This window comes from Salinicola endophyticus, assembly GCF_040536835.1.
Taxonomy (GTDB): Bacteria; Pseudomonadota; Gammaproteobacteria; order Pseudomonadales; family Halomonadaceae; genus Salinicola; species Salinicola endophyticus_A.
This window is the reverse complement of record NZ_CP159578.1, coordinates 3,991,251-4,014,301: the sequence shown is the minus strand read 5'-3', so window position 1 is coordinate 4,014,301 and position 23,051 is coordinate 3,991,251. Positions and strand designations below refer to the sequence as shown.

Annotated in this window: 19 protein-coding genes; 14 read left to right on the top strand and 5 right to left on the bottom strand. The window is 67.4% G+C overall.

The window, feature by feature from the left end:
• Window positions 1-7 precede the first annotated feature (7 nt).
• Window positions 8-1,024 (bottom strand): 1-aminocyclopropane-1-carboxylate deaminase, encoded by a 1,017-nt coding sequence (locus ABV408_RS18120; protein ID WP_285950807.1) that lies wholly within the window; start codon window positions 1,022-1,024, stop codon window positions 8-10.
• Window positions 1,025-1,252: 228 nt separating this feature from the next.
• Here ABV408_RS18120 and ABV408_RS18115 point away from each other — a divergent pair, with 228 nt between their 5' ends.
• From ABV408_RS18115 to hemG, 9 genes are all read left to right on the top strand, one after another.
• A complete protein-coding gene (locus ABV408_RS18115) occupies window positions 1,253-1,744 on the top strand; it encodes a winged helix-turn-helix transcriptional regulator (RefSeq protein WP_353980271.1) in 492 nt (163 codons plus the stop codon).
• Between the two features lie 281 nt (window positions 1,745-2,025).
• Window positions 2,026-2,943 (top strand): 5-dehydro-4-deoxyglucarate dehydratase, encoded by a 918-nt coding sequence (gene kdgD / locus ABV408_RS18110; protein ID WP_353980270.1) that lies wholly within the window; start codon window positions 2,026-2,028, stop codon window positions 2,941-2,943.
• Between the two features lie 123 nt (window positions 2,944-3,066).
• Window positions 3,067-4,449, top strand: coding sequence for an enolase C-terminal domain-like protein (locus ABV408_RS18105; RefSeq protein WP_353980269.1), 1,383 nt, complete (start codon window positions 3,067-3,069; stop codon window positions 4,447-4,449).
• A 288-nt stretch (window positions 4,450-4,737) separates the two neighbouring features.
• Window positions 4,738-6,315, top strand: a complete 1,578-nt coding sequence (locus ABV408_RS18100) for an aldehyde dehydrogenase (NADP(+)) (RefSeq protein WP_353980268.1) — start codon at window positions 4,738-4,740, stop codon at window positions 6,313-6,315.
• A 239-nt stretch (window positions 6,316-6,554) separates the two neighbouring features.
• On the top strand, window positions 6,555-7,028 hold the full coding sequence (locus ABV408_RS18095) for a nuclear transport factor 2 family protein (RefSeq protein ID WP_353980267.1): 474 nt from the start codon (window positions 6,555-6,557) through the stop codon (window positions 7,026-7,028).
• 161 nt (window positions 7,029-7,189) lie between these two features.
• Complete coding sequence (gene betC, locus ABV408_RS18090; protein WP_353980266.1) at window positions 7,190-8,704, top strand: choline-sulfatase; 1,515 nt, start codon at window positions 7,190-7,192, stop codon at window positions 8,702-8,704.
• A gap of 133 nt (window positions 8,705-8,837) precedes the next feature.
• On the top strand, window positions 8,838-10,424 hold the full coding sequence (locus ABV408_RS18085) for an ABC-F family ATPase (RefSeq protein WP_353980265.1): 1,587 nt from the start codon (window positions 8,838-8,840) through the stop codon (window positions 10,422-10,424).
• 256 nt (window positions 10,425-10,680) lie between these two features.
• Window positions 10,681-12,039, top strand: a complete 1,359-nt coding sequence (locus ABV408_RS18080) for an aryl-sulfate sulfotransferase (RefSeq protein ID WP_353980264.1) — start codon at window positions 10,681-10,683, stop codon at window positions 12,037-12,039.
• Between the two features lie 112 nt (window positions 12,040-12,151).
• A complete protein-coding gene (hemG, locus tag ABV408_RS18075; protein ID WP_353980263.1) occupies window positions 12,152-13,573 on the top strand; it encodes a protoporphyrinogen oxidase in 1,422 nt (473 codons plus the stop codon).
• 213 nt (window positions 13,574-13,786) lie between these two features.
• Here the strand turns inward: hemG and ABV408_RS18070 are convergent, their stop codons facing one another.
• The 4 genes from ABV408_RS18070 to ABV408_RS18055 all read right to left on the bottom strand — a co-directional run bounded on the left by ABV408_RS18070 (window position 13,787) and on the right by ABV408_RS18055 (window position 18,413).
• Window positions 13,787-14,644 (bottom strand): HAD-IIA family hydrolase, encoded by an 858-nt coding sequence (locus ABV408_RS18070; protein ID WP_353980262.1) that lies wholly within the window; start codon window positions 14,642-14,644, stop codon window positions 13,787-13,789.
• 90 nt (window positions 14,645-14,734) lie between these two features.
• Complete coding sequence (locus tag ABV408_RS18065) at window positions 14,735-15,688, bottom strand: glyoxylate/hydroxypyruvate reductase A (protein WP_353980261.1); 954 nt, start codon at window positions 15,686-15,688, stop codon at window positions 14,735-14,737.
• Entirely contained in the window at window positions 15,685-17,355 is a 1,671-nt protein-coding gene (locus ABV408_RS18060) for a gamma-glutamyltransferase (protein WP_353980260.1), read from the bottom strand. The genes ABV408_RS18065 and ABV408_RS18060 overlap by 4 nt, the downstream gene beginning before the upstream one ends.
• Before the next feature lie 59 nt (window positions 17,356-17,414).
• Window positions 17,415-18,413, bottom strand: a complete 999-nt coding sequence (locus ABV408_RS18055) for a TDT family transporter (RefSeq protein WP_353980259.1) — start codon at window positions 18,411-18,413, stop codon at window positions 17,415-17,417.
• Window positions 18,414-18,601: 188 nt separating this feature from the next.
• On the opposite strand from ABV408_RS18055, the gene ABV408_RS18050 reads away from it, so the two are divergent.
• From ABV408_RS18050 to nrdH, 5 genes are all read left to right on the top strand, one after another.
• The gene (locus ABV408_RS18050; protein ID WP_353980258.1) at window positions 18,602-19,507 is read left to right on the top strand and encodes a LysR substrate-binding domain-containing protein; all 906 of its coding nucleotides are present in this window, start codon (window positions 18,602-18,604) and stop codon (window positions 19,505-19,507) included.
• A gap of 200 nt (window positions 19,508-19,707) precedes the next feature.
• Window positions 19,708-19,896, top strand: coding sequence for a hypothetical protein (locus tag ABV408_RS18045; RefSeq protein ID WP_035475128.1), 189 nt, complete (start codon window positions 19,708-19,710; stop codon window positions 19,894-19,896).
• 122 nt (window positions 19,897-20,018) lie between these two features.
• The gene (gene ubiM / locus ABV408_RS18040; RefSeq protein WP_353980257.1) at window positions 20,019-21,227 is read left to right on the top strand and encodes a 5-demethoxyubiquinol-8 5-hydroxylase UbiM; all 1,209 of its coding nucleotides are present in this window, start codon (window positions 20,019-20,021) and stop codon (window positions 21,225-21,227) included.
• Window positions 21,228-21,369: 142 nt separating this feature from the next.
• Entirely contained in the window at window positions 21,370-22,275 is a 906-nt protein-coding gene (gene gnd / locus ABV408_RS18035; protein WP_353980256.1) for a phosphogluconate dehydrogenase (NAD(+)-dependent, decarboxylating), read from the top strand.
• A 406-nt stretch (window positions 22,276-22,681) separates the two neighbouring features.
• Window positions 22,682-22,906 carry a glutaredoxin-like protein NrdH gene (nrdH, locus tag ABV408_RS18030; RefSeq protein ID WP_035475161.1) on the top strand — a complete coding sequence of 75 codons (225 nt, stop codon included), beginning with the start codon at window positions 22,682-22,684 and terminating at the stop codon, window positions 22,904-22,906.
• Window positions 22,907-23,051 lie beyond the last annotated feature (145 nt).

Below are 23,051 nucleotides of genomic sequence, written 5' to 3'. Positions count from 1 at the left end.
ATGGCCCTCAGCCGGCGTGGAACAGCTCGCTGTAGGCGCTGAGCGCCGGGGCGCCGCCGAGATGGGCGTAGAGCACCCGGGAGCCGGCGGGAAATTCGCCGCGGCGTACCTTGTCGATCATGCCGTGCATCGACTTGCCCTCGTAGACCGGGTCGGTGAGCACGCCCTCGAGCCGGCCGCAGAGGCGGATGGCCTCCAGGGTGCCGTCGTTGGGCAGGCCGTACTCGGGATGCCCGAAGCGGGTGTCGAGGATCACATCCTCGGCCTCGATCGGTTGGCCGAGGTCGACCAGCTCGGCGGTATTCTGGGCGATACGCAGGATCTGGGCGTGGGTCCGCTCCGGCTTGGCCGAGGCGTCGATGCCGATGACTCGACGCGCCCGGCCATCGGCGGCGAAGCCCACCACCATGCCGGCCTGGGTGCTGCCGGTCACCGAGCAGACCACGATGTAGTCGAAGGTGAAGCCCAGCTCGCGCTCCTGCTGGCGCACCTCTTCGGCGAAGCCGACGAAGCCGAGGCCGCCGTAGGGGTGTTCGGAGCAGCCGGCGGGGATCGGATAAGGCTTGCCGCCGCGCGCTCGCACGTCCTCCAGCGCGCGCTCCCAGCTCGCGCGGATGCCGATATCGAAGCCCGCCGGGTCGAGGCGCACGTCGGCGCCCATGATGCGTGACAGCTCGATGTTGCCGACCTTGTCGTAATGGCTGTCGTCGTAGTTGACCCAGTTCTCCTGCACCAGCACGCACTCGAGGCCGAGATGCGCGGCCACCGCGGCGACCTGGCGGGTCTGGTTGGACTGGATGCCGCCGATCGAGACCAGGGTGTCGTAGCCGCCCTCGAGCACTTCCGGAATCAGGTATTCGAGCTTGCGCGTCTTGTTGCCGCCGAAGGCGAGCCCGCTGTTGCAGTCTTCGCGCTTGGCGTAGAGCTCGACCTCGCCACCGAGATGCTCGCTCAGGCGCTTGAGCGGGGTGATCGGAGAGGGGCCGAAGGTGAGGGGATAGCGGGGAAAACGATCGAGTCTCATGGGGTCACCGGATTGTCGTTGTGATGGCAGCGGCAAGACCGCTGGTCGCGGGAATGCGATGCCTGGGTGCTTGGCAGACAGTGCCTAAAACGCTATCAGGAAAGCCGATTGGTAAGGTTGCAAGTTGCGATCTTTTTTCGGACTGATATGAGTAATAAGTGGAGTTATGTCATCGATAGTTGTGCTAAAAATAACTGACGCACAATAAAATTAAGCTGAGGTGTTGCCATGACGCTCTCTGACGCCGCCGAGGCGCCGCCGCTGGATCGTATCGACCGTCAGATCCTCGACGTGCTCCAGCACGACGCCTCGCTCTCCAACGTGGCGCTGGCGGAGCGGGTCAATCTCAGCCCACCGGCGTGTCTGCGCCGGGTCGAGCGGCTCAAGCGCAGCGGCCTGATCAAGGAGGTGGTGGCGGTGCTCGACGCCGAGCGCCTGAACGCCGGCATGGTGGTGGTGATCGGCGTGGTGCTGGATCGCTCCACGCCGCAGTCGTTCGCCGACTTCGAGGCGGCGGCGCGGCATATCTCCGGCTGCATGGCGTGCCATCTGGTCACCGGCGAGTTCGACTACTTCCTGATGATCCGCACCCGCGACAGCCAGAGCTTCAACCGCCTGCACGCCGAGCAGCTCATCTATCTGCCCGGTGTGCGCCAGATCCGCTCCTTCATGGGGCTGCGTGAGGTGCTCTCGAGTACCCGGATTCCGCTGGGGCGCTGAGGGGCTCGCTGGCGGGCAGGGCATCGACGTCTGCACGTCACAGCTCGCCACGGTGAGGGGCGCCCCAGCCGCGCGCCAGGCTGGTCCGTGTGTTCCTAGGCTTTGGGCTAAGGTATAACGGCACTATAGTATGATGTATGACAACATCATCGACATCGAGCCTGCCGCTGATGCGTCGGCAGGTATGTGATGTCGACAGGGCGCTGCCGGCGTCTATCCATGTCAGCCCTTGTCCCCATATCAGCCCTTATGCCCGTGCCAGCCCTTAGCGAGGAATCCAGGTGAATTTTTCCAGAGACGCGCTCAAAGCCTCCATCACCGACGGTCTGCTCTCCTTTCCGGTGACCGACTTCGATGCCCACGGCCAGTTCGATGCCGAGAGCTACCGCCGGCGGCTCGCCTGGCTCAAGGACTACGACGTGTCGGCGCTGTTCGTCGCTGGGGGGACCGGGGAGTTCTTCAACCTGACGCTGGATGAGTATCGCGAGATCGTCACCATCGCGGTGGAGGTCCTGGGTGGCCACGTGCCGATCATCGCCAGCGCCGGGCAGAGCGCCGAACTGGCCAAGGCGCATGCCAAGGCGGCGCAGGACGCGGGCGCCGACGGCATCCTGCTGATGCCCCCCTACCTCACCGAGTGCCCGCAGGCGGGCATCGTCGAGTATGCCGCCAGCGTATGCGAGTCCACCGAGCTGGGGGTGATCTATTACAACCGTGCCAATGGCGTGCTCGATGTCGACGGCGTCAAGGCGCTGGCCGAGCGCTGCCCCAACCTGGTCGGCCTCAAGGACGGCAAGGGCGACATGCAGTCGCTCAACATCACCATCAAGACGCTGGGCGAGCGCCTGGCCTACGTTGGTGGCGTGCCCACCGCCGAGATCATCGCCGAAGCGTATCTGGCGATCGGCGTCAGCACCTACTCGTCGGCGGTGTTCAACTTCGTGCCGGCGCTGGCGGTGAAGTTCTATCGGGCGCTGCGTGAGGGTGACCACGCCTTCGTGCGCCGCGTCACTCAGGAGTTCTTCATTCCCTTCGTCGGCCTGCGCGATACCACCAAGGGCTATGCGGTGAGCCTGATCAAGGCCGGCGCCGGACTGGTCGGCTACCCCGCGGGCGATGTGCGCGCGCCGCTGGTGATGCCCAGCGCCCAGGAGCTGGAGACGCTGAGACGGCTGATCGAACACGCCGAGCGTCTGTGATCCCTGCGGCCGCCGGTGGCCGCTGTCGCTATCTAAGCGCCGCCCATCGCCGGCGGCCGCTGTCGTTCACTCCATTTGGCCCGACCGACGCCGGGCCGTCTCGCTCTCACCGCTGGAGGCGCCATGCCCAGCCACGCCACGACCATGAATGCCAAGCCCAGGCACGCCACACCGACCATCACCGCCATGCGGGTGATTCCGGTCGCCGCCCGCGACAGCATGCTGCTCAATATCGGCGGGGCCCACGCGCCCTGGTTCACCCGCAATCTGGTGATCCTCGAAGATAGCGCCGGCCACGTCGGGGTCGGCGAGGCGCCGGGGGGCGAGACCATCCAGCGCTCGCTGGAGCAGGCCCGCGAGCGCGTACTCGGGCAGTCGCTGGGCCAACTGCGCGGGGTGGTGGCGTCACTCCACGCGCGCGGGCGCAGTGCCGATTTCGAGGACTTCGGCCGTGGCTCCTGGACCTTCGAGTTGCGTATCAACGCAGTGGCAGCGCTGGAAGCGGCGCTGCTCGATCTGCTGGGCCAGTTCCTCGGCGTGCCGGTGGTGGATCTGCTGGGAGACGGGCGCCAGCGCGAGCATGTCGAGGTGCTCGGCTATCTCTTCTTCATCGGCGACGGCCACGCTACGCCGCTCGACTATCGGCGCGGCAGCGCGTCTGCCGGCGCTGGCTCGGGGCACGACTGGTATCGCCTGCGCGACCAGCCGGCGATGACGCCGCAGGCGATCGTCGAGCAGGCCCAGGCCGCGCATGATCGCTACGGCTTCCGTGACTTCAAGCTCAAGGGCGGGGTGCTGCCGGGGGCGCAGGAGATCGAGGCGGTCAGCGCGCTGCACGCGGCATTCCCCGAAGCGCGCACCACGCTCGACCCCAACGGCGCCTGGTCCCTCGACGAAGCGATCCGGCTGTGCCGCGACCTGCATGGCGTGCTCGCCTATGCCGAGGATCCCTGTGGTGCCGAGCAGGGCTTTTCCGGGCGCGAGATCCTGGCCGAGTTCCGCCACGCCACGGGGCTGCCGGTGGCCACCAACATGGTCGCCACCAACTGGCGCGAGATGGCCCACGCGCTGATGCTGCGCGCGGTGGACATTCCGCTCGCCGACCCGCACTTCTGGACCCTCTCCGGCGCCGTGCGCGTCTCCCAGCTGTGTCAGGATCACGGCATGACCTGGGGCTCTCACTCCAATAATCACTTCGATGTCTCGCTGGCGATGTTCGCGCATGTCGGCGCGGCGGCGGTGGGCCGGGTGAGCGCACTCGATACCCACTGGATCTGGCAGGAGGGTGATGCGCGCCTGACCCGCGAGCCGCCGAGCATCGTCGACGGCCGCGTGGCGGTCACCGACGCCCCGGGGCTGGGCATCGAGCTCGACATGGACGCGGTCGAACGCGCCCACGCCGACTACCGGCGCTTGCCGGCCGGAGGCCGTGACGACGCCATGGCGATGCAGTACCTGATCGACGGCTGGCGCTTCGATCCCAAGCGCCCGGCGCTGGTGCGCTGAGCCTTAGCGGCGGTGTCGGGCTCGGGGCCCGAGACCTGGCGTCGATGTCGCGCTTTGAGTCCTGGGTTCTTGGTCTTTAGCCCTTAGCCTTTAGTCCTTAGCCCTTAGTCGTAAACGGCGCTCTCTAGGCGACCATGCTGCTAGGCTCTCGAGGGTCCGTTGCGATCCTAGACGCCAGGGCGCGTACGAAAAAGCCGTCACCGGGGCGGTTTTCGTAGGCGGCCTGGCCTGGCTGATCCGGCTGCGGCCGGCAGCCAACGCACGACCATTACCACTTCAGGAGGCAAGATGAATCTGACAGGTGACATGCTGATCGGCCAGCAGGCCGTGACCGGCAGCCGCGATCCCATCCACGCGATCAACCCGGCCACCGACGAGCGTCTCGAGCCGGCCTACGCGGGTGGCACCCAGGCAGAGGTCGAGCGTGCCTGCGAGCTGGCCTGGGCGGCCTTCGACCACTACCGCGAAACCTCGCTGGAGACCCGCGCCAAGTTTCTGGAAACCATTGCCGAGCAGATCGAGGCGCTGGGCGACACCCTGGTCGAGCGTGCGGTGGCCGAGTCCGGCCTGCCGCAGGCGCGCATCCAGGGCGAGCGCGGGCGCACCTGCGGCCAGCTGCGCCTGTTCGCCCGCGTGGTGCGTGACGGCGAGTGGCTCGACGTGCGCGTCGATCCGGCGCTGCCCGAGCGCCAGCCGCTGCCGCGGGTCGACCTGCGCCAGCGTCAGATCGGGCTCGGCCCGGTGGTGGTGTTCGGGGCCAGTAACTTCCCGCTCGCCTTCTCGGTGGCCGGCGGCGATACCGCCTCGGCGCTGGCCGCCGGCTGCCCGGTGATCGTCAAGGCGCACTCCGCCCACCCCGGTACCAGTGAGCTGGTCGGCCGCGCGATCCAGGCGGCGGTGAAGCAGTGCGGGCTGCCGGAAGGCGTGTTCTCGCTGCTGTTCGGCTCCGGCCGCGAAGTGGGGCAGGCGCTGGTCACCGACCCGCGGATCAAGGCGGCCGGCTTCACCGGCTCGCGCAGCGGCGGTCTGGCGCTGTGGAAGGCGGCGCAGTCGCGCCCCGAGCCGATTCCGTTCTACGCCGAGATGAGCTCGATCAACCCGGTGTTCCCGCTGCCGGCAGCCCTGGCGGCGCGCGGCAAGGAGATGGGTGAAGCGTTCGTCGCCTCGCTCAACATGGGCGCGGGGCAGTTCTGCACCAATCCCGGCCTGGTGATTGCGGTCAAGGGGCCGGCGCTCGACGCCTTCGTCGCGGCGGCCGGTGAGGCGGTCAAGGCCAGCGGTAGCCAGACCATGCTGACCCCTGGCATCTTCGAAGCCTACGAAAGCGGCGTCAAAGGCCTCGCCGACAGCGGCAAGGCGCGGGAAGTCGCGCGGGGCAGCAAGGGCGATGGCCCCAACCAGTGCCAGACCGGCCTGTTCGTGACCGCGGCCCAGGACTTTCTCGGCGACGAGGCGCTGCAGGCCGAGGTGTTCGGCTCCACCTCGCTGGTGGTCGAGTGCGCCGATGCCGCCGAGCTCAAAAAGGTCACCGAACATCTGGAAGGCCAGCTGACGATCACGCTGCAGATGGATGACGCCGACCTCGACGCCGCGCGCGAGCTGCTGCCGACGCTCGAACGCAAGGCGGGGCGCATTCTGGTCAACGGCTGGCCCACCGGGGTCGAGGTGTGTGACGCCATGGTCCACGGCGGCCCCTTCCCGGCGACCTCGGATGCGCGCACCACCTCGGTGGGTACGGCGGCCATTCATCGCTTCCTGCGCCCGGTCTGCTATCAGAACCTGCCCGACGCGCTGCTGCCGGAAGCGCTCAAGCAGGACAACCCGCTGACACTCAAGCGTCTGGTCGACGGCAAGCGCGAAAGCTGAGCCCCGCTCGACACTCGCTAGAGATTGCCTCAGCCGCTCTCCATACTCGGGGGGCGGCTTTTTCGTGGCTACACGGGTCGCCCAGGGGCGGCGATCGGTCGTTTCCCGCGGGCGATGTATCAGCGTGCGCGTGGCAGACTGCTGCCTGAGTAGCGCATCCACCCCCACGCTTACCCGGCCCTGTCGCAGCGCCGCGAGATGGCCGTTTTCAGATAGCGCCTAGCTTCGAGGAGTCCCCCATGAGCCAAGAATCCCGCCCCCCGCTGCCCCCGTTCGACCGTGATAGCGCGATACGCAAGGTGCGCCTGGCCGAAGATGGCTGGAACAGCCGTGACCCCGACAAGGTTGCGCTGGCCTATACCGCCGACACGCGCTGGCGCAATCGCGCCGAGTTCATCCATGGGCGGGACGAGGCGCGCGCCTTTCTCGCGCGCAAGTGGGCGCGCGAGCTCGACTACCGCTTGATCAAGGAGCTGTGGGCCTTCGATGGCGAGCGTATCGCGGTGCGCTACGCCTACGAGTGGCACGATGATTCCGGCAACTGGTTCCGCTCCTACGGCAACGAGAACTGGCGCTTCGACGCCAACGGGCTGATGGCCGAGCGCCACGCCAGTCTCAACGACCTGCCGATCCGCGCCGACGAGCGGCTGTTCCACTGGCCGCTGGGGCGACGGCCCGACGATCACCCGGGGTTGTCCGCGCTGGGGCTGTGAGGCCTACCCGAGCACCGGTAGTTTTCGGATGAAGCCTAGCCCCAGCCTGGCTGGGGCTGAGACACCGAATCCATCGTTTGTGCCGATGCGCCGCCGCCGCGCATGCTGGGACTCCCCTGCCGTCGCAGGGGCGACGACCACGCAACGCTGCCGGGGGACCCATGACACGACCCAATATTCTGGTGCTGATGGCGGATCAGATGAACGGTACCCTGTTCGAGAACGGGCCGGCCGACTTTCTGCATGCGCCCAATCTCAAGGCGCTCGCCAAGCGGGCGGTCAACTTCAATCGCGCCTACACCCCCAGCTATCTGTGTGCGCCGGGGCGCGCCGCCTTCATGTCCGGCCAGCTGCCGTCGCGCACCGGGGTCTACGACAACGCCGCGGAGTTCCGCTCCGCCGTGCCGACCTGGGCCCACCACCTGCGCCGGGCCGGCTACTCCACCTGTCTCTCGGGCAAGATGCACTTCGTCGGCCCGGATCAGCTCCACGGCTTCGAGACGCGCCTGACCACCGACGTCTATCCGGCGGATTTCGGCTGGACGCCGGACTACCGCAAGCCGGGCGAGCGCATCGACTGGTGGTATCACAACCTGGGCTCGGTGACCGGCGCCGGGGTGGCGGAAATCTCCAACCAGATGGAGTACGACGACGAGGTCGCCTTCCACGCCGAGCAGAAACTGTTCGATCTCTCGCGGGGCCAGGATTCGCGGCCCTGGGCGCTGTGCGTGAGCTTCACCCACCCCCACGACCCTTACGTGGCGCGGCGCCAGTACTGGGATCTGTACGCGGACTGCGAACAGCTCGAACCCGCCGAAGGCGCGCTGGCATTCGATGAGCTGGACCCGCACTCCCAGCGCATCTTCATTGCCAACGATTACGAGAAATTCGATATCCAGCCCGAGCACGTGCGCCGGGCGCGGCGCGGCTACTTCGCCAATATCTCCTATATCGACGACAAGGTCGGCGGCATTCTCGATGTGCTCGAGCGCACCCGCATGGCCGAGAACACCATCATCGTGGTCTGCTCCGATCACGGCGACATGCTGGGCGAGAAGGGGCTGTGGTTCAAAATGAGCCCGTTCGACGGCTCCTCGCGGGTGCCGCTGATGATCGCCGCCCCGGGGCTGGCGCCGGCCAGCGTCGACACGCCGGTCTCGACCATCGATATCAACGCCACCCTGGCCGATCTGGTCGGCATCGATCTCTCCGAGGTCGCGCCCTGGACCGACGGTCAGTCGCTGCTGCCGCTGGCCCAGGGTGGCACGCGCGAGGCGCCGGTCTACATGGAGTACGCCGCTGAAGGCAGCTATGCGCCGCTGGTGACGATCCGCCAGGGGCGCTGGAAGTTCAACCACTGCGAGCTCGACCCGCCGCAGCTGTTCGATCTCGAAGCGGACCCCCGCGAGCGCCACAACCTGGCCACGGACCCGGCCCACGCCGAGACGCTGGCGGCGTTTCAGGCCCAGATGCGCGCGCGCTGGGACATGCCGCGCTTCGATGCCGAGGTGCGCGAGAGCCAGGCCCAGCGCCTGGTGGTCTACGAGGCGCTGCGCAACGGCCACTACTACCCCTGGGATCATCAGCCGTTGCAGGACGCCTCGCAGCGCTACATGCGCAACCATATGGATCTCAACGTGCTCGAGGAGGCGCAGCGCTTCCCGCGGGGGGAGTGAGCCGGGAAGCCCTGGCGTTCCGCTGTCATCGGCTGATGGTGGATCGCCGCGGCGGCGGGCGCGTACAATGCGCCCGCGCCGGCCACATGCGCCCGGACGCTTCATTCACGCCGTCCCCCGCGAGTACCTACCTTTGCTCTCTACCGCCAATATCACCATGCAGTTCGGCCCCAAGCCGCTGTTCGAAAACGTCTCGGTCAAGTTCGGCCAGGGCAATCGCTACGGCCTGATCGGCGCCAACGGCTGCGGCAAGTCGACCTTCATGAAGATCCTCGGCGGCGACCTGGAGCCGAGTGCCGGGCAGGTCATGAAAGACGCCACCACGCGGCTGGGCAAGCTGCGCCAGGATCAGTTCGCATTCGAGAACGAGCGCGTGATCGACACCGTGATCATGGGCAACCAGGAGCTGTGGCAGGTCAGCGCCGAGCGTGAGCGGATCTACGCGCAGGCCGAGATGTCCGAGGAAGATGGCATGCAGGTGGCCGATCTCGAGGTGCGCTTCGCCGAGCTCGACGGCTACACCGCCGAGGCGCGTGCCGGCGAGCTGTTGCTGGGGCTGGGCATTCCTCTCGAGCAGCACACCCAGCCGATGAGCGTGGTCGCCCCGGGCTGGAAGCTGCGCGTGCTGCTGGCTCAGGCGCTGTTCTCCGATCCTGACGTGCTGCTGCTCGACGAGCCCACCAACCACCTGGACATCAACACCATCCGCTGGCTCGAGGGCATGCTACGCGCGCGCAGCTCGACCATGATCATCATCTCCCACGACCGCCACTTCCTGAACAGCGTCTGCACCCACATGGCGGACCTGGATTACGGCGAGCTGCGGCTGTTCCCCGGCAACTACGACGAGTACATGACCGCGGCGACCCAGGCGCGCGAGCGTCTGCACGCCGAGAACGCCAAGAAGAAGGCCGAGATCGCCGAGCTGCAGCAGTTCGTCAGCCGTTTCTCGGCCAACGCGTCCAAGGCCAAGCAGGCGACCTCGCGCCAGCGCAAGATCGACAAGATCCAGCTCGAGGAGGTCAAGCCCTCCTCACGGGTCAGCCCGTTCATTCGCTTCGATCAGAACAAGAAGATCCATCGCCACGCGCTCAATGTCGAAAAGCTGACCAAGGCCTGGGGTGACAACGTGCTGTTCGAGCGCTTCGGGCTGCAGGTCGAGGCCGGCGAGCGTATCGCCATCATCGGCCCCAACGGTATCGGCAAGACCACCCTGCTCAACTGCCTGGTGGGGGCGATGACCCCGGACGCCGGCGAGGTCAAGTGGACCGACGCGGCGGAGGTCGGCTACTTCGCCCAGGATCACGCCGCCGACTTCGAGGGTGGCGAGACGCTGTTCGAGTGGATGCGCCAGTGGACCACCGAAGGCGAGCAGACCGTGCGCGGCGCACTGGGTCGCATGCTGTTCTCCAACGACGACATCGGCAAATCGGTGAAGGTGATCTCCGGCGGCGAGCAGGGGCGCATGCTGTTCGGCAAGCTGGCCCTGCAGAAGCCCAACGTGCTGGTGATGGACGAGCCCACCAACCACCTCGACATGGAGTCGATCGAGGCGCTCAACCTGGCGTTGGAGAACTACCCCGGCACGCTGATCTTCGTCAGCCACGACCGCGAGTTCGTCGGCTCGCTGGCGACCCGCATCATCGAGATGAAGGACGATGGCATCGTCGATTTCAGCGGCAGCTATGACGACTATCTGCGCAGTCAGGGGGTCTACTAGCACCACGGGCATCATCACCGCTGGGTGGAATCCATCACGCCCTTGGGCGACGAGAAGGGCTTAGCGGTGCCGACGCCGATCGCCCAGGTACCCAACGTCTCCTGACAGGGAGAAAAATGGCGTCGCGCGGGTCTATCTGAAAGCCGGCGATGGTGTATCGCTGCCATCGCCGGCCAGACAAGGTGCGCCGGTAGGCTGTCATGCCGGCCAGGCCCAGGCCCGTAAAGGGCGAGACTCGACGAAGGAGCGACGAGCGATGGTGTCACGGAGCACAGCCGTATCGGCAGTGATGGGGGCCTGGCTGATGGCCTCGGCGACCACGGTGCTGGCCTTGCCCAGCAGCTTTCCCACCGGTACGACCTACTACGATCCCGAACGCGCCTACAACGGCTTCGTGCTGTTTCCCGGCGGCGACCGTCAGACCCACCTGATCGACATGAACGGCAACGAAGTGCACCGCTGGGATTACGAGAGCTTCCCACCGGTGCCGCTCTCCGCTGCGCAGGCCGGCGGCGAGAAAGGGCATCTGCTGGTGCAGCTGGCGCGGGTCGACAAGCTCCCCGAGCACGCCAGCCCCGGCAACGGTCTCACCAACGCCACCGTGGCCGAGGTGAATTGGGACGGCGATGTTGAGTGGCAGTGGGGCAGCCAGCAGCATCCGGTCTACCAGCATCACGACATGCGCCGGCTGCCCAACGGCAATAACCTGGTGATGACCGCCGGGATGCGTGAACTCAACGGTTTCGATTATCCGGTCATCGACAACGCCGTCGAGGAGGTCGACCCATCCGGCCGGGTGGTCTGGTCGTGGAAGGCCGGCGATCATCTCGATGAGATGGGCTTTTCCGATGTCGGCCTGCGTGCGCTCAAGGATTCCGAGGATCCCGACTTTCTGCATCTGAACACGGCGGTACCGCTGGGCCCCAATCGCTGGCACGACGCCGGTGATGAGCGCTTCGCGCCGGACAATATTCTGGTCAACTCGCGCAACGCCAACGTCATGTTCATCGTCGACCGGCAGAGCGGTGAGATCGTCTGGCGTATCGGCCCCGATCTGCCGGCGCTCAAGCTCAATGGCAAGCTCGGCCGCCCCGTGGACCAGACCGTGGGGGCCCACGACGTCCACATCATCCCCGAGGGCCTGCCGGGGGCCGGCAACCTGTTGATCTTCGACAACCAGGGCAATGCCGGCTTCCCGCCGTCGAAGCAGGGGTTTTTCTCCTCCTCCCGGGTGATCGAGGTCAATCCGAGCAGCGGCAAGATCGTGTGGCAGTACACCGGCAGTATGTCGGGCATTTCGCCCTATACCTTCTACAGCTCGTTCATCTCGAGCGCGCGGCGGCTGCCCAACGGCAATACGCTGATCGACGAGGGCCAGGACGGCCGGCTGTTCCAGGTCACGCCGTCAGGCGAGATCGTGTGGGAGTACGTGAGCCCGTTCTTCGGCAAGTCGATGCCGGGCGACGACTACGTCACCAACCAGGTCTACCGGGCGCAGCTGGTGGATTATGACTGGGCGCCGCAGGGTACGCCGCATCAGGAGCACGCGGTGATGCCGGACTGCGACATTTATGTGGCGGCGCCCGGCTGTCATCCGGGCACGGCAGACAAGTAAACCGTGAGCGTTCCTATCGGTCGGCGTGGCGGCAAGACGCCGCACGCCGACCGGATGCGGGGCGCGCGATGTCTGCGTAAACTTCACAGAACACTCTCCTGCGCGAGCTCCCATGACCAGCCATGCTCCAGATGCTCCAGCCGACACGCCTGCCGCCCGCCATGACGCGCCTTCCGAGACCCTGATCGTCGGCGCTGGGGCCACCGGCCTCGCCGCTGCCTGGGCCCTGGCCAAGCAGGGCCGACAGGTGACGCTGCTCGAAGCCGGGGCGCGTGTCGGCGGCAATATCGCCAGCGAGCGCGACGGCGAGTGGCAGATCGAGCACGGCCCCAACACGGTGATCATGAAGCCGCCGCTCTACGCGCTGCTCGACGAACTCGATCTCTTGGGTGAGGCGCAGCCGGCCAACCGCGTCGCCAACAAACGCTATGTGGTGCTCGACGGCAAGCCGGTGGCGCTGCCCATGACACCGGCCGAGGCGCTGACCAGCCCGATCATCGGCTGGCGCGGCTGGGCCCGGCTGCTGCGCGAGCCGCTGCTGCCGCGCGGGCGCCAGGCGGAGGAGTCGCTGGCGGCGTTCGTCGAGCGGCGTCTCGGCCGGCGCGTGCTCCAGCGCATGGTCGACCCCTTCGTCTCCGGGGTCTACGCCGGGGACCCGGCCAGGCTCTCGGTGCAGGCGGCGATGCCGCGCCTGGCGGCGATCGAGCGCGAGCACCGCTCGCTGATCCTCGGCGGTCTCAAGCGCCTGCGCCAGAGCCGGCGCGAGCCCTCGCCGATACCGGCCGCCTGGCGCGGTCAGCTGGTCAGTTTCCCCGAGGGGCTTGCGCGCCTGGCCGAGCGTCTGGCCGAGTGCATCACGGCGCAGCCGAGTGCCGCCATCGAGACCGGCTGCGAGATCGTCGGCGTGCGTCGCGATGCGCAGGGTTGGGTGGCGGCCGCGCGTGATGGCCGCGAATGGCGTGGGCGGCAGCTGCTGCTGGCGGTGCCGGCGCCGCTGGCGGCGCGCTGGCTCGAAGCGCTCGATCCGGCCCTGGCCGAGCCGCTGGCGGAGATCGTCTATCCGCCGGTGAATGCCGTGGCGCTGGGCTTTCGCGATGCCGATATCGACCACCCGCTGGATGGCTTCGGTGTGCTCATCCCGCGGGCCGAAGGGCGGCCGACGCTGGGCGCGCTGTTCCCCTCCACGCTCTTTCCCGGACGCGCCCCTGACGGCCACAAACTGCTCAACGTCTTCATCGGCGGCCGCCAATCCCCCGAGGCCGCGGCGGGCGACGACGACACCCTCAGTCAGCGCGTGCAGGCGGACTTGGGCGATATTCTGGGTATTCGCGGTGAACCGGTATGGCGGCGGGTAGTGCGCTGGCCGCAGGCGATTCCACAATACGAACTCGGCCACGGCGAGCGGCTGGCACGCCTCGACGCCGCGCTGGAACGTCACCCCGGTTTGCACCTGGGCGGCAACTGGCGCGGCGGTATCGCCGTGGGCGACTGTCTGGAGAATGGCCGGCTGTTGGGCGAGGCGCTCGCTCTTTAGAACGCCTTTCTCAGAACGCCTTTCACAATCGCGAGACGACGTGGGCGTATCCGGCGGCAGGAGGTCGCGAGGGCGCTGTGAACCCCTCACTGGGCGCTACCTTTGCTATCCCTGGCAAAGGACCCTCGCTTTACCCTGCCCCCGGCACCCATCGTCAGAGGGGGATGGGCTTTGGGTCGATCGGCGCGGTTGGGGTGGGAAGTGTCTCGAGCGCTACTTGTCCACCAGCTCGGCCACCGAGGAGAGGATCTCCTTGGGCCGGAACGGGTAGCGCTCGATCTCCGATTTGTCGGCGATACCGCTGAGCACCAGCACGGTGTGCATGCCGGCCTCGATGCCGGCGACGATATCGGTGTCCATGCGGTCGCCGATCATGCCGGTGCCGTCCGAATGTACCCCGAGTTTGTTGAGCGCCGAGCGGAACATCATCGGATTGGGCTTGCCGACGATGTACGGCTTGCGCCCGGTCGCCTCGGTGATCAGCGCGGCCACGGCGCCGGTGGCCGGCAGCACGCCCTCGGCGCTGGGGCCGGTGGCGTCCGGGTTGGTGCAGATGAAGCGCGCGCCATCCTTGATCAGACGGATCGCCTTGGTGATCGCCTCGAAGGAGTAAGAGCGGGTCTCGCCGAGCACCACGTAGTCGGGCTGGGTGTCGGTCATGATGAAGCCGGCTTCGTGGATCGCGGTGAGCAGACCCGCCTCGCCGACCACGAAGGCCGAGCTGCCCGGGGCCTGGTCGCGCAGGAAGGCGGCGGTGGCCAGCGCCGAGGTCCAGATGCTCTCTTCCGGCACCTCGATGCCGCTGTGCTGCAGCCGGGCGCTGAGATCGCGCGGGGTGTAGATGGAGTTGTTGGTCAGCACCAGAAAGGGAATCTCACGCTCGCGCCACTGATTGATCAGCTCGGCGGCGCCGGGGATGGCCTTGTTCTCGTGGACCAGAACGCCATCCATGTCGGTCAGCCAGGATTTGATGTTGCGCCGGCTGGCGGTGTTCTCGCCCTTGCCGGTGCCTGACTTCCCGGACTTGCCCTTGGCGGACGATGCTGTGTCGGAGTTGCGGTTCTCGGCCATGAAACCCCTCGGCGTACGGCTGTGGATAACGTATCGATGATGGTCTTGTGCACAGGCAGTTTAGCAACTCGAACGGCAAAGCTCCGCCGTTCAGTAGCCGCGCGCGGCATCGGCGAGATCGGCGACCTCGCCGTGGGCCTCGAACTCTCGGATATTGGCGGCGACGATACGGCTGCCGCTCTCCGGGTCGATCAGCGAGGCGACATGCGGCGTCACGGTGATCTGCTGATGGCGCCAGAACGGGTGCGCCTCGGGTAGCGGCTCCTGGCGGAAGACATCGAGCGTGGCGTGGCTCAACTGGCCGCTGGCGAGCGCGGCGAGCAGATCATCCTCGACCAGGTGGGGGCCGCGCCCGGCGTTGATCAGGCTGGCGCCGCGGGGCAGCCTGGCGAACAGCGCGGCGTCGAGGAGATTCTCGGTGGCGGGCGTCAGCGGCAGCAGACAGACCAGAATCTCGCAGCGCTGGAGGAAAGCAGCGAATTCGGACTCGCCGGCGTAGGTGATGACCCCTTCGATCTCGCGCTGCGTGCGTGCCCAGCCGAGCGTCTCGAAACCGAGCCCGGCGAGCGTGCGCGCCGCGGCACCGCCCAGGTTACCGAGCCCCATGACCCCGACCCGGCGCCGGGTGGCCGGCGGTACCACCTGCTGCGCCCAGCGCTGCCGACGCTGGTTGGCGGCGATCGCGGGCATCTCACGATGATGGCGCAGCACGTGCAGCGCCACGTACTCGCGCATGCGCTGGGTCAGGTCCGTGCCCACGGTACGGATGATCGGCACCCCCGACGGCAGCTCGCGGTCGGCCAGGACGTGATCGATGCCCGCCCCCAGCGACACGATCGCCTTGAGGTTGGGGAAGGGAGTGAAGGTGCCGTCGGCGGGGCGCCAGACCACCGCATAGCTGACCGCGTCCGGGTCGCCGGGGTCATCCACCGGGCGCAGCGTCCAGCCGGGCAGCAGCGGGGCGAGCTGAGCGATCCACCACTCGATCTTGGCCGCATTGGGGATCGAGACGACGATCGTGGCACGCGTCTGGGCGGCATTCATGGGCGCACCTCCGGCGCGGTGTCGGTGAGCGGGTCGAGCTGGAACGGTGCCGGCGTGGCGCCGCCGCCGATCGGCTGGGTGGGATCATGGAGGCCGACACACTCGCCCGACTCGGGGTCGCGCGCCACGCCCGAGACACAGGCATAGAGCTTGGGAAACACCAGCGACTGGGCGATCTCCAGGGGAAAGCGCGATTCCAGCGCCGCCAGCGTTGCCGCGTCGAAGCGCGGGTCGACGCGTATCGAGCCGCGATGGCTGGCGTCGAGACGCGGGTGCTGCACGGCTTCTTCCAGGCTCATGCCGAAGTCCATCATCAGCGCCGCGACCTGGGTCACCGCCGGCATGATCAGGTTGCCGCCGGATGCGCCCACCGAGAAGCGCGCTTCGCCGTCCTTCACTGCCACCGTGGGGCACATGTTCGACGAGTTGATGCGCTTGCCGCCGGCCATGGTCGTGGGATAGCCGGGGCGCGGGTCGAAGTAGCTGACGCTGTCGTTCATCAGCATGCCGGTGGTGGGCAATGTGACCCCGGAACCGAAGCGATTGAGCAGGGTATAGGTGAGCGCGACCATGTTGCCGTCGGCGTCCACCGCGGACATCGACGAGGTGCAGGCGCCGTGTTCGCCGTCGATGCTCTCTCCGTTTGCGTTCCCTCCGTTCACATCCTCGCCGGCACTTGGCGGCAGCACGCCGGTGCGGATCTTGTGCTGGCGCCAGCACGCTTCCAGCGCCTCGGCGTAGGCCACCCAGGTCGCCGGGGTCGGCCGCGCGGGCGGCACCGGCATCGCCGCCCCGGCGTGGGACAGCATCTCGCGCTGACGCAGCCCGCCCGAGGTTTCCCCGGGGGTGTAGAGCGTATAGCCACGGTGCGAGGCCAGCATCGGCGCGTATTCGTGCACCGCGTAGCCTGCTAGATCCTCGCGTGTCAGGCGTGAACCGCCGGCCTGGAGATCGGCGACGATCTGCTTCGCCAGCTCGCCGCGATAGAAGGTTTCCGCGCCGCCGGCGGCGATCTCGCGGAGCGTGTCGGCCAACTGCGGTATGCGCAGGTGGCTCTCCGGCGTGGCCGGATGCCCGCCGGGCAGGTAGATCGCCGCCGAGGTGGGGTCGCGGGCCAGGGTGGGGGCACACAGCGCGATCTGCAGCGTGGTGAACCAGTCGACCTGAAGGCCGCGCTCGGCAAGCGCGATGGCCGGCGCCATGACCTCGGCGCGGGGGCGCGAGCCGAAGCGCGCCAGGGCATGGTCGAGCCCGGCCACCGCACCGGGCACGGTGATCGAGCGATAGCCTGCGATGTTGGCGTCGTCGACCACCCCGGGAAACCCCATCGGGGTGTGGGGCCGGGCGGGGTCGATCGGGTAGTCGTCCAGGCGGATGGCGGCGGGCAGTGTGCCCTGGAAGTCGAGCGCCACGGCGCGCTGTTCCCGGGCCAGCCAGATCACCATGAAGCCCGAGCCGCCCAGCCCGCACATCCACGGCTCGACGGCGTTGAGGGCGTAGGCGGTGGCGACGATGGCATCGACGGCATTGCCGCCGGCCTCGAGCTGGGCCGCCCCGGCGCGGGCAGCGAGCCGGTGCTGGGCGGCGACCGCACCCCGCGGCGAGCGCACCGGCGTGGTGGTCAGGGTCCAGTTGTCGCTATCGGCATGGGGGCTGGGGAGAATCATGGCCGGGTGGCCTCGCGCTGTCGGGTCTACCTGCGATCATACGGCCTGTGGCGCAAAGATCATCCCGCACCAGCGATATCGGCGTGCGCGGCCAGGCGCCAGGTGACCAGATAAAAGCTCAGATAGCGCAGCGCCACATAGCCGACGATCACACTGGCGACGACGATCTCCAGCGTGGCTAGGCCGTGGACGATGGCGATGTCATGGTGGTGGAAGCCGACGTGCTGCATCCAGGCGGCGGTCTTCACCAGTGCCGTGGCGCCGATCACCATGGGGAAGGTGAAGGCGGCGTAGCCGGGGCTGTAGGGCAGGCGCAGCAGCCGAATGAAGGCCAGGTAGATGATCAGCGTCATCAGCACCGCGATGCCGCCGAGCAGGGCCACCAGAAGCGGCGAGGGGCTGGCGACCACGCTCAGATAGCCGGCCAGCGAGAGGCTGGCGGGGGCCGCCATGATCGCGATGGTGGGCTTGGCCGGGTCGGGGATCTCGGCGGCGAAGATCAGCCGGTAGATCATCACCGGCAGCAGCACCGCGTAGAGACCCATGCCCAGCCAGAGCAGGCCCAGGGCCAGTGGATGCAGCGCGGCCACGCCGGGAAAGGCGACGTCGGCGACGATGATGCCCACCGGCGGCACGAACCACGCCGGCACCATGTGGTGCAGCTCGAAGCCGCGCACCCGATGCACCACGAAGGCGACCAGGAACAGCAGGTGCAGCGCCACCGCGACCAGCCACAGGGTCACGCCCAGGTTTGGTGCGAGCCAGGTGCCCGCGGCCTTCGACACCACCATGGTCGCCATGGCGAAGGTGGGGACCACGCTGCCCACCACCGGGTGGGCCAGATCCGCCCACAGCCGCCGCGGGTGGAGCACGAACTTGGCTGTCAGCAGCGCCAGCAGCACGCTGGCGATCAGCGCGCCGCTCACCTGCGCCACACCGCCCAGCGGAGCGAAGCTCTCCCAGGCCCAGCCGAGACTCGAGATCCCCAGGGCCAGGCCGGCCATGGGCGTGGGGGTGTGCTGCAGGCGCTGGTGCAGGGTCATCATGCGCGTAGCCATGGGTGCCTCGACGGTGACGATGATCGAATGCCACCCATGTTATGGCTTTTCGTTCTATCGATATATTTTAACTTTTTTCACTTGGCGTTTTATTATATTTAACGAAAATGTCCGGGCGTCTTACGCTACGGCCCACATGACCGTCGAGGCGTGGCGTTCCAGATACCACCCGCGACGAGAGGCACTCCATGGCCATCACCCTGCGCCAGCTCCAGGTCTTCGTCAGTGTGACCCGCGAGCGCACCCTGACCGCCGCCGCCGAACGGCTCGCGCTGAGCAAGCCGGCGCTGAGCATCGCTCTGGCCGAGCTGGAGAAGCAGTGCGGGCGAACCCTGTTCGACCGCCACCGCAATCGGCTCTATCTCAACGATCAGGGGCGCCGGCTGCTGCCGCTGGCGGACGAGCTGCTGGCGCGCAGCGCGACCCTCGAGCAGCTGTTCGATGACGCCACCACGCTGGGGGGCCAGCTACACATCGGTGCCAGCTACACCATCGGCCATCAGTTGCTGCCACACCTGCTGCGCGACTTTCGCGATGCCACCGGCCATCGGCAGCAGCAGCTCACCATCGCCAACAGCGCCGCGATCTGTAGCGCGCTGGAGGCGTTCGAGCTGGATATCGGCATGATCGAGGGGCGTGTCGCCGATGCGCGCTTCGACGTCATCCCCTGGCGCCAGGACCGGCTGGTGGTGACCGCCGCCGCCGACCATCCGCTGGCCGCGGCAGGGCCGCTCGAGATCGAGGCGCTGGCGGCGGAGTCGTGGCTGCTGCGCGAGCCGGGTTCGGGCACCCGCGAGCAGTTCATGCGCTATATCGCGCCCAGGCTGCCGGCGTGGCGTGCCGGGCTGGAGATCAACTCCGCCGAGGCGATCATCAATGCCACCGCGGCGGGGCTGGGGCTGACCTGCCTGTCGCGGCTGGAGGCGCGCCATGCGCTGCGCGACGGGCGCCTGGTCGAACTCGACGTGGGGCTGGAGATGACCCGCGAGTTAAGCCTGGTGCTGCATCGCGACAAGTATCGCAGCCCGCTGCTCGAACGTTTCTTGGCCTTCTGTCGGACGGCGGGGAACCCCGAGGACGATGACTTGGTCTAGGATATGTATGAAAACTGTCTGCGCTCGGCAATACGGCGTTAAAAATCGGCTTAAAATGCTCATTTACACCCCGTAAACTCCGCTTTCTCGCCTATTTTTTGCCTTGTCTTGCCTTCGCTCGCCGATTTTTCTTACACATCCTAGTCTGATGAGAGGGCCGGATAGGGACGCCGGTCACGGGTATCGCCAAAGGAGAGGTCATGATCATCACTGTGGGTGAATTCAAACGTCTGCTCGACGCCTACGACGACAGTCTGGAGCTGAGTTTCAGCGGGCTCGAGTACCATCGTCTCAAGCAGAAGGGCGATGCTCACCTCGAGGTCGAGTTCGAGGAGAAGGTGTTCAAGGACAAGCAGGGCCATACCCGGGTTCACGACGACAAGTACTGACGCTCGCCGTGCGGCGCGGCGCCGGGTGCGCGCATCGGCCGCGCCCGTGCCGCCAGCCGCGGGATTACCCGCGGCGTGTTTTTGGTTATCTTGACGCCCCATCACGGTAGGGAGCGGCAGAGATGGAAGGTTCCACCCCCACAACGCGGGTCGACGTCGCGATCGTCGGTGCCGGCCCGATCGGTTTGTGCTTCGCCAACGCGCTGTCGCGGCGCGGCGTGAGTGCGCTGCTGATCGACCGCCAAGCGCGCGCCAGTCTCGAAGCGCCGGAAAGCGACGGCCGCGAGATCGCGCTGACCCGCGCCTCGCAGCAGACCCTCGACGCGCTCGACGTATGGCCGCGGATTCCCGCGGATGAACGCGCGGCGATGCGCGCGGCCAAGGTCTTCAACGGTGAGTCGTTGTTCGCCATGCAGATCGCACCCCGCGCGGGGCAGGACGCCGAGCTCGGCTGCCTGGTGCCCAACCGGGCGATTCGCGCCGCCGCCTATGCCGCGCTCGTCGATTCGCCCCAGGCCGAGGTGCTGTGGCGCTGCGAGAGCGAGATCGAGACCTTCGCCCCCAGCGCCGACGATAGCGGGGTCGAGATTCGTCTGGCCGGCGGAGAGATCGTCGAGGCCGCGCTGCTGGTGGCGGCGGACAGCCGCTTCTCAAGCACGCGTCGGGCGATGGGTATCCCGGCGCACACTTATCAGCACGGCCAGCACATGCTGGTGTGCCGCATGCACCATGAACAGGCGCATGATTTCAGCGCCTGGGAGTGGTTCGGCCATGGCCAGACGCTGGCGCTGCTGCCGGTGGATACCCACTGTTCGTCAGTCGTGCTGACCCTGCCGCCGGCGCAGATGGATGCGCTGATGGCGCTGCCTCAGGCCGACTTCGAAGCCGAGATCACACGTCGCTTCGAGGGCCGCCTGGGGGCGATGACCCGGGCCGCCGAGGCGCGCCGCTATCCGCTGGTCAGTGTCTATGCCGAGCGTTTCGTGGGGCCGCGCCAGGCGCTGCTCGGCGATGCCGCGGTGGGCATGCATCCGGTCACTGCGCATGGCTTCAACCTTGGTCTCGAAGGCGTACGCCGGCTGGCCGGATTGGTCGGTGACGCCCGCGCGGCGGGGCAGGATATCGGCGCGCCGAGGCTGCTGGCGCGCTACCAGCGCCAGCAGCGCCTGGCCACCGGGCCGCTGTTCGCGGCCACCCTGGCGATCGTCGGCCTCTACACCGACGAGCGCCCGCCGGCGCGGCTGCTGCGCAAGGCGGTGCTGCGCGCCGGCGACGCCGCCTGGCCGGTGCGACGGCTGATCGCGGGGCATTTGATGCGCTCTGCAAGCTAGCGCGGATCACGGCACCACCGAGAGGCGGATTTTCCACTAGGTTCAGTACGCGAGATCGATTTCGATACATTTCATCGTCGTGCCCCGGCGCATGGTTTTCGATATCCGGCGGTGCGGCTCTCATCCGCAGGGAGAACGGCACATGGAACTCGCAATGGTGGGGCTGGGGCGCATGGGCGCCAATATGGCCGAGCGGCTGGTACGCGGTGGGCACCGGGTGGTCGGCTCCGATCCGAGCGCGGAGGCGCGCGCCAAGGCGGCGGAGAAGGGCATCGAGCCGGCCGAATCGCTGGCGGCGGCGATCGCCGCGCTGCCGTCGCCGCGGATCGTGTGGCTGATGGTGCCGGCAGGAGATCTCATCGATAAGCTGCTCGCCGACCTCGAGCCGCTGCTGGCGGCGGACGATGTGGTCATCGATGGCGGTAACTCCCTCTACAAGGACAGCCTGCGCCGGGCCGAGCGCGCCAGCGAGAAAGGGCTGCACTTCGTCGATGTGGGCACCAGCGGTGGGGTCTGGGGGCTCGCCGAGGGCTACAGCATGATGGTCGGCGGCGAGACCGCGGTGATCGAGACGCTCACGCCGCTGTTCGAGGCCCTGGCGCCGGCGCCGGACAAGGGTTGGGGGCATGTCGGCCCCGCCGGTGCCGGTCACTTCACCAAGATGGTCCACAACGGTATCGAGTACGGGCTGATGCAGGCCTACGCCGAAGGCTTCGCGATCATGGGCAAGAAAGCGGAGTTCGGTGTCGATCTGCACCAGGTCGCCGAGATCTGGCGCTACGGCAGCGTGGTGCGCTCGTGGCTACTCGACCTGACCGCCGATGCGCTGGACAAGAACCCCGGCCTGGAGGGCATCGCGCCTTACGTGTCCGACTCCGGCGAAGGGCGCTGGACCGTGGCCGAAGCGCTCGAGCTTGACGTCAGCGCGCCAGTCATTACCCTCTCCCTGCTCGAACGCCTGCGCTCGCGCGAAGCCGACTCTTTCGGCGACAAGCTGCTCGCCGCGATGCGCAACGAGTTTGGCGGTCACGCCATCAAGTCGGATTAAGCCCTGACGAGAGGGCGCCCGTCACACCTCGGGCCCTACCCGATGTTGGCCCTACCAGATGTAGTATGCCGAGCGCGCCGTTCGCTACCAGTCGAACGGCGCGCTCGACGTTTCCGGCGCCCTTTTCTGCGCTTATCGAGAGCCTTTTCCTCCCCCGAGGAAGAAATTTCCGCCCCTTGACAGGGCGTGAGGCGCACAACGGTGGGCCCTCCCGAGGGGGGCGAAAATATCCACAGGGAATGCACAGAAAAAAACCACATCTATGCTTGGAAAAACGCCAGGCTACCATATATAGTGTTTTTCCAGAGGCGGTCGACACCACGCAATGGGTGTCCAAACGCCGCCAAGGCCCGCACCATCGGCCAGCGATGGGCGCTATTTCCTATCACGGATGGTAATGATTATCATGAGCATCACGATCTATAGCAAACCCGCTTGCGTCCAGTGCAACGCCACCTATCGCGCGCTGGACAAACAAGGGATCGACTATACCGTGGTCGACCTGACCCAAGACGCCGCTGCCATGCAGCGCGTACAGGATCTCGGCTACCGTCAGGTGCCGGTCGTGGTGGCGGGTGATGATCATTGGGCCGGTTTCCGCCCGGACAAGATCAGCACGCTGGTCGCCTGATTCGTGGTTTCCGGGGCGCCCGCCCCGACTGACGCGGACCGCGCCAAGTGCGCCGGTCCGGTCTGGAGAGCGCGGTAGAGCGGCCGCTCGACGGCATTGCGCCGCGCTCGCAGAGAGTCTCCAGGCCGCGGTCCCATTCGACACG